This window comes from Streptomyces sp. NPDC002265 (assembly GCF_040296125.1).
In the GTDB taxonomy this organism is placed as follows: Bacteria; Actinomycetota; Actinomycetes; order Streptomycetales; family Streptomycetaceae; genus Streptomyces.
In genome coordinates, this window is sequence record NZ_JBEOWS010000456.1 from 1 (window position 1) to 6,519 (window position 6,519).

The 6,519-nt window shown below is 69.2% G+C and carries 6 protein-coding genes and 2 pseudogenes; 2 read left to right on the forward strand and 6 right to left on the reverse strand.

Annotated features, from left to right (window positions below; translation table 11 throughout):
* Positions 1 to 45 precede the first annotated feature (45 nt).
* Positions 46 to 1,226, forward strand: a protein-coding gene (locus ABT085_RS42335; RefSeq protein WP_351621280.1) for an IS3 family transposase whose coding sequence is annotated in 2 segments (ribosomal slippage) — positions 46 to 313 and positions 313 to 1,226 — 1,182 coding nt in all. Because the reading frame shifts where the segments join, the coding sequence is not laid out codon by codon here.
* Here the strand turns inward: ABT085_RS42335 and ABT085_RS42340 are convergent.
* The 4 genes from ABT085_RS42340 to ABT085_RS42355 all read right to left on the reverse strand — a co-directional run bounded on the left by ABT085_RS42340 (position 1,187) and on the right by ABT085_RS42355 (position 4,926).
* Positions 1,187 to 1,780 carry a hypothetical protein gene (locus ABT085_RS42340; RefSeq protein ID WP_351621282.1) on the reverse strand — a complete coding sequence of 198 codons (594 nt, stop codon included), beginning with the start codon at positions 1,778 to 1,780 and terminating at the stop codon, positions 1,187 to 1,189. The genes ABT085_RS42335 and ABT085_RS42340 overlap by 40 nt on opposite strands.
* Before the next feature lie 330 nt (positions 1,781 to 2,110).
* Positions 2,111 to 3,196, reverse strand: coding sequence for an alkene reductase (locus tag ABT085_RS42345; protein WP_351621284.1), 1,086 nt, complete (start codon positions 3,194 to 3,196; stop codon positions 2,111 to 2,113).
* Positions 3,197 to 3,250: 54 nt separating this feature from the next.
* The gene (locus tag ABT085_RS42350; RefSeq protein WP_351621287.1) at positions 3,251 to 3,853 is read right to left on the reverse strand and encodes an NADPH-dependent F420 reductase; all 603 of its coding nucleotides are present in this window, start codon (positions 3,851 to 3,853) and stop codon (positions 3,251 to 3,253) included.
* A gap of 20 nt (positions 3,854 to 3,873) precedes the next feature.
* The gene (locus ABT085_RS42355) at positions 3,874 to 4,926 is read right to left on the reverse strand and encodes a zinc-binding dehydrogenase (protein WP_351621290.1); all 1,053 of its coding nucleotides are present in this window, start codon (positions 4,924 to 4,926) and stop codon (positions 3,874 to 3,876) included.
* A 68-nt stretch (positions 4,927 to 4,994) separates the two neighbouring features.
* On the opposite strand from ABT085_RS42355, the gene ABT085_RS42360 reads away from it, so the two are divergent.
* A complete protein-coding gene (locus ABT085_RS42360) occupies positions 4,995 to 5,603 on the forward strand; it encodes a TetR/AcrR family transcriptional regulator (RefSeq protein ID WP_351621293.1) in 609 nt (202 codons plus the stop codon).
* 128 nt (positions 5,604 to 5,731) lie between these two features.
* Here ABT085_RS42360 and ABT085_RS46895 read toward each other — a convergent pair.
* Positions 5,732 to 6,009 (reverse strand): annotated as a pseudogene (locus ABT085_RS46895) (winged helix-turn-helix domain-containing protein); the annotation flags it as partial.
* Positions 6,008 to 6,424 (reverse strand): annotated as a pseudogene (locus tag ABT085_RS42370) (transposase); the annotation flags it as partial. The pseudogenes ABT085_RS42370 and ABT085_RS46895, both read right to left, overlap by 2 nt.
* Positions 6,425 to 6,519 lie beyond the last annotated feature (95 nt).

Consider the following 6,519-nt stretch of genomic DNA (forward strand, 5'->3'; position numbering starts at 1 on the left):
ACCCTGATCATTGGATCGTGATGATCCATAGGACAGGAGTTCCCGTTGGGGACGTCGAAGTACTCGCCTGAGTTCCGGGCCGATGCCGTCGCGCTGTACCACGCGAGCCCGGGTGGGACGTATGCGTCGGTGGCCAAGGACGTGGGAGTCAACCACGAGACGCTGCGCACGTGGGTTCGGGACGCCGAGCAGGCCGCCCGGCCCGAGGCCGTGGAGGCCACCGCGATGGAGAAGGAGAACCGTCAGCTGCGGGCGCGGGTGAAGGAACTCGAGCTTGAGCGGGAGATCCTGCGGAGGGCTGCGAAGTATTTTGCGGCCGAGACCAGCTGGTGAGCAGCCGCTTCCAGTTCGTCGACGATCACCGTGGCGCCTTCGGCGTCAAGCGGCTGTGCCGGATGCTGCAGGTCTCTCGTTCCGGCTTCTACCGACACCTGGCCGGCGCGCAAGCGCGGGCCGACCGGGCACGGGCCGATGCCGAACTCGCTGAGCGCATTACCGAAATCCACCAGGAATCCGACGGCACCTACGGGGCCCCGCGCGTCACCGCCGAGCTCCGGGACGGCGGCGAGCGGATCAATCACAAGCGGGTGGCACGCGTCATGAGGAGGTTCAACATCGTCGGGTTCCACCTGCGCAAGAAGGTCCGCACCACCATCCCCGAACCCTCTGCGACGCCGGTGCCGGACCTCCTGCAGCGCGACTTCACCGCGACCACGCCGAACACTCGCTACGTGGGCGACATAACCTACCTGCCGGTGGGCAATGGCCAATTCCTTTATCTGGCAACGGTGTTGGACCTGTCCTCGAGACGACTGGCGGGCTGGTCGATCGCCGACCACATGCGCACCGAGCTGGTCACCGACGCGCTCAAGGCCGCGGCCGCTGCCCGGGGTGCCGCCGGCCTGCGCGGGGCGATCTTCCACAGCGACAACGGGGCGCAATACGTCTCGAAGGAGTTCGCCCAGGTCTGCGGCGAGCTCGGCGTGATCAGATCACGCGGCGCGGTGGGCACGAGCGCGGACAACGCCGCCGCAGAGTCGCTGAACGCGACCATGAAAAGAGAGACGCTCCAGGGGAGAAAACGGTGGAACGGGGCCCGCGAGGCCCGGCTCGCGGTCTTCCGATGGGCGACTCGCTACAACACCAGACGAAGGCACTCCCGCCTCGGCCAGATCAGCCCGATCACTTACGAACAGCGATCAACTACGCTGACCACCGCCGCATAACAACCGGTGTCCACGACCAAGGGTGAAGCCCCCTGTTCCGCCGCCTGGCGATACTGCTTCGACCGGACTTCCGCCAGTTTCCACAGAGCAGGCAGACCGTCCTTCCGCAGCCGGTCCTCCGCCTCCTGCTGGCAAGCCAGCTCGAAGCGGGCCAGGCTGTCGAAGGAGCCGATACGGATGGCGGACGGCCAAGCTGCCGCCGCCTGCGAGGCGAAGTCCAGCGCCCGGGCTGCCACGTAGTTGCACTGCTTTGGCTTGGTCAGGCCCACCGTGCCGAACACCAGACGCGACCAGTCGTCAACGAAGGCACGGCCCGCGAGCCCTGTCGGGTAGCTGGCACCCAGACACCAGCTCTCGCCAAACGCATGGCCAAGCAAGTCGTTGTCGAGTTCTAGGCCGTCAAGAAATGCCGTGATGTTCTCCACTCCCGCCATGATCGAGTTGTAGTTATCAAGCAGGCCAGATCGCTCGGTCAGCACCTGCACGGCACCGCTCAGCCGAATGGCTGCGGCGCAACACAGTGCTTCTCCCACGGCGTCAAACGTCTCGTCCACGATCCCCCGGCTCCCTGTCCACCCCGATGGAGGGTGCCCCCAGGCACGATAACCGCAGGGGCACCATAAGAAACGACCTCTAAGCCGCTGACATCGACATGACGGCTCTCCACTGACACTCCTGTGCAGACCATCACATCGCCACCGGCGAACCAGGGCACCTGTGGGACTGGGCTCGCTGCTGCAGGTACCCGACCTGTGGTGTTGTCCCCTTTGCTGTGGCTCGGGGCCAGTAGCGTTCAGAGAACTGGTGGGCGCTGCGTTGGGGGTGGGGCAGCAGGAGGTTTCCTGCTGCCCCACGCGCCGACGCTGCGTCGACGTATTGCTTGCTCAGTTGGCGGTGAAGGCGGGGTAGTCGGTGTAGCCCTCGGCGTGACCGGCGTAGTAGGTGGCACGGTCGCCGTCGGCCAGCGGGTGGCCGTGCGTGAAGCGCTCGACCAGGTCGGGGTTGGCGATGAAGGGTTCAGCGAAGGAGACCGCGTTGACGATCTTGTGGTCGAGGATCTCGTTGCCGAGGGCCTGGGTGAAGCCGAGGTTGGCGATGATGTTGCCCTGGTAGTGGGCGCGGTAGCGGGAGAAGAGGGCGATGCGCTCCTCGATGGTGCCGGGGGTGCCCAGGAGGTGCAGGTAGGCCAGGTTGCTGTCGTTGAGCTTCTTGAACAGCTGGTCGTAGTCGGCGAGTGTCTCCTCGTCCGCGGTGAACGTGGTCCCGTTGTTCCAGCCCGGGGACATCTTCACGCTGATGCGGTCGCTGCCGAACACGTTACTGACGGCGTCGAGGATGTCGAGGAGGAACTGGGCCCGCTTCTCGCTGCTGCCTCCGTAGGCGTCGGTGCGCTGGTTGAGACGCGGGTTGAGGAACTGCGGGATCAGGTGGGACTGCTGGGCGTGGATTTCCACGCCGTCGAAGCCGGCGCGGCGGGCGTTCTCGGCCGCGTGGCGGTAGTCGGCGATGGTGGCGGCGATCTCAGCGCTGGTGTAGGCGCGCGGGGTGACGGTGTCCTTGGGGCCGGAGGGGGTGAAGGACTTTTCGCCGGGGTTGATGGCCGAGGGTCCGGCGGGCAGGCGGCCGCCGAGGTGGTCGGGGTGGGAGGCCGCGCCGAGGTGGCCGAGCTGGGAGACGATCCGGCCGCCGGCCTCGTGGACGGCTTCGGTGACCTTCACCCAGCCGGCGGTCTGCGTCTCGGTGTAGATGCCGGGCGCGTGGATGAAACCGATCGCGTCGGCGTTGACCCAGGTTCCCTCGGTGACGATCAGGCCGGCGCCGGCACGCTGCGCGTAGTAGGTCGCGTGGAGGTCGGTGGGGGCCAGCTCGGCGTTCTGAGCACGGGCGCGGGTCATGGGGGCCATGACGACGCTGTTGGGGAGTTCCAGGGCGCCGAGGCGGACGGGCTGGAGCAGGGGCTGGGTGGTCATGAGCAACTTCCTTGTGGGGGGTGATAGGGGAGAGCGAGGAATGGGCAGGGCGCCTCAGTCCTGTTTGAGGGCGTGGAGGCCGGAGAGCGGGCCGCCGAGCTGCATGAGGCGTCCGCCCTCGCGCAAGGAGCCGAGGTCGACGGGGGCGAAGCCGAAGGCGGCGGTGAGGTCCTTGACGGTGGTCTTGGCGTCGGCGTCGTCACCGGCGAGGAACAGCACCTGGCGTCCGGCCCGGTGGCGCGGGTCGGCGGCGATGTACTGGCCGTAGAGGGTGTTGAACGCCTTGACGACGCGGGCTCCGGGCAGCAGTGAGGCGACGTGTTCGCTGCCGGTCAGCTCGCCCAGGTCGGCGATCTTCATGGGCGGCGGCGGGGAGGCGAACTGGTTGGTGGCGTCGATGACGATGCGCCCCTCGAAGGAGGGCAGGCCGGCTACCGCGTCCGGGATCTGGGGCCAGCCGACTGCGAGCACGACGAGTTCCGCCGCGGCGGCTTCCTGCGGGGTGCCGGCCTGGGCGAGCGGTCCGAGTTCGTCGGCGAGGCCGGCCAGAAAGGCGGGGCCGCGGCTGTTGCTCAGGACGACCTGGTGGCCGTGGGCCACGGCGTGGCGGGCGATGGCCTGGGTGACGGTTCCGGCGCCGAGGGTTCCGATCTTCATGGCGGTGCCCTTCGTGGGGTTCAGGGTGCGGGGCTGGTGAGCAGGACGGTTCCGTTCCTGCCGGGGCGGCGGACGTGGTCGATGGCCTTCGCGAAGTCGGCGAGGTCGTAGCGGGCGGCGACCTCGAAGAGTTCCGGGGCGGTCGCGGCCAGCCGGGCGGCGAAGGCGACGTCCTCGGCCCGCTCCTCGGGCGTGCGGGCGGCCATCCACTGCAAGACGGACGTCCCCCGCACGGTCAGGGCCCGCGGGGTCAGCGCGAGCGACTCCAGCGGCGTGCTGCCGGAACCGAGCCCTCCGTAGGTGATCAGCGTGCCGCCGTCGGCGAGCAGCCCGGCCAGCTCACCGGTCAGGGATCCGCCCACCGCGTCCAGTACGACCTGGACGCCCCGGCCGCCGGTCGCGTCCTGGACCTGAGTGCGCCAGTCGGCGTCGGCCGTCGAGATGACCGGCAGTGCGGGGAAGCGCTGCCGCAAGGTCTGCGCCCCCGTGGCGCTGCGTACCAGGTTGACCAGCGGGATGCCGTGCTTGAGGGCTGCGGCGCTGACCAGCTTTCCCACCGACGACCCGGCTGCCGTCTGCACCACCGGACCGGCCTGGCCGTGCTGGGCGTCCTCGACCGCCCGCAGCAAGGAGAGCAGGGTCAGCGGGTTGGCCAGCATCAACGCCGCGCTCTCGTCGCCGAGGTCCTCGGGCACCGACACCACAAGATCGGCCGGCGCCGTGACGACTTCGCTCCACGCGCCCGGCACCGGGAAGAACGCCACCCGCTGGCCGGGCCGCAGATCCTGCACACCCTCGCCGACGGCCTCGATGACGCCCATTGCCTCCACGCCGGGAATCCGGGGCGTGGCGAACCGCTGCCGCGGCCAACCCGGAAGGCCCTCCACTGCCGCCAGGTCGCCGGGGTGGATCGGCCTGGACAGCACCCGCACCTGAACCTGCCCGGTTGCGGGCGCAGCAGGGGCCGGCCGCTTGCTCAGGCGTAGTACCTGCCCGGCTTCACCGTGCTGGTCGTAGGCGATGGCGCGCATGATGCTCTCCTTCCACGAACTATTAATGATGCCCCTCATCATTGCAACTCCTGCTATGATGACGGGCATCATTAAAGATGTCAAACAGAGAGCGACGCGAGGGGACGGCCATGCCGCGGATCACCAAGGAAGACAAGGCCCGCAACCGGCAGAACATCCTCGAAGCGGCGAGCCGCATGTTCCGCTCGCAGGGCATCGACGCGGTCGGCATCGCCGAGCTGATGAAGGAAGCCGGACTCACCCACGGCGGCTTCTACAACCACTTCGCCTCCAAGAACGACCTGGCCGTGGAGGTGTGCGGCGCCTCCTACGCCGCCTCGCTCGCGGTCCTGGCCCAGGCGATCGAGGACGGCCCGGACCAGGCCGGCTCACCGCTGGAGCGGGTCGTGGCCGACTATCTGTCCACCGCGCACCGTGACGCCCCGGACGGCGGCTGCCCCTCCGCCTCCATGGCCACCGACGCCGGACGGCACAGCGAAACCGTGCAGAGCGCGTACGCCGAAGGCGTCGAGGGCTACCTCACCGGCTTCACCGCCGAGTTCCTGCGCGAGGCCGAGGAGAAAGGCCACGAGCTCGACCCGGCCGAAGCCCGCCACAGGGCCATCCGCCTGCTCAACGAAATGGTCGGCGCACTGATGCTCGCCCGCGCCGTACGCCACGTCGAGCCCGAACTCTCCGACGAGATCCTGCAGACCGGCCGCAGCCACGCCCTCAACTGATGCGACTCAGAGCCGCTGCGGGACCTGGAGCCGAGGCGTTCGCGACAGACGGCCCGGCCCCGACGGGCGCAGGAATGGACACGCCCCCTGAAAGGCTGACCGGCCTGACCTGGCTGGGGGCTCTACTCCTGCGCGCCGTCTTCGTCACGCTCGATCGCACGCCGCGTCGGCTGCTGCCAGGAGCGGACAGAGCACCTCAGTAGTTGCCACACGCCCTCCATGGTGTCCGAGACGTGGAACAGGCGACCGATCATCGTCTTCACCCGTGCCAGCGTTCACCGCTGGCCGGCCCACGCGCGTGTCAGCACACCGCGCTGCAACTCCCGCTCCAGCCGGGCCGCCTCTGCGCGTCAGACGGCCGCGGTCGACCAGGTAACCCCTTGGAAGCCACTCCGGCGTGGCCGCGTGCCGCCGCCGGAGTCGGTGCGGATCAGGGTCTGGCGTCCGCGCCGGAAAACCTTCGGCAGCTGGGCCAGGGCGAGTCGGGCGGCCTCGATGTGGTCGGCGGCGCTGTTGGAGCCTGCGTTCCCGGTCGCAGCAGACCGGCGACGGGCTTGCCGAAGTCGCCCGGGCCGTGGTCGACGAAGCCCATCAGCGGGTGGCGCCCGAAGGTCTTCTTCCACGTCGGCATCGCGCCCTGCTTGTCGGAGTGCGCGATGACGAGCACGCCGTCCAGGTCCACGGTCGCCCGCCCGCCCGCGTCCGGTGCCGCGGGGCCGGCCAGTTCCCCAGACGTGCTCGCGCACTCGGGCGCGGGCCGTGCGCATCGCGACCAGAGCTCGTTCGCCGCCTGCAGCGAGGGCGTCGACCAGCCGGGACACCGCCGAGATCCTCAGCCTCGACGAGGCCAAGAAGCAGGGCGCCATCGCCGAGTTCGGCGAGAAGTACGGCGAGCGGGTCCGCGTCGTGACCATCG

Excerpts from the sequence above, each read along its gene's own strand:
- ABT085_RS42345 (WP_351621284.1), bottom strand. The coding sequence starts at position 3,196 with ATGACCACCCAGCCCCTGCTCCAGCCCGTCCGCCTCGGCGCCCTGGAA.
- ABT085_RS42350 (WP_351621287.1), bottom strand. The coding sequence starts at position 3,853 with ATGAAGATCGGAACCCTCGGCGCCGGAACCGTCACCCAGGCCATCGCC.
- ABT085_RS42355 (WP_351621290.1), bottom strand. The coding sequence starts at position 4,926 with ATGATGAGGGGCATCATTAATAGTTCGTGGAAGGAGAGCATCATGCGC.
- ABT085_RS42360 (WP_351621293.1), top strand. The coding sequence starts at position 4,995 with ATGCCGCGGATCACCAAGGAAGACAAGGCCCGCAACCGGCAGAACATC.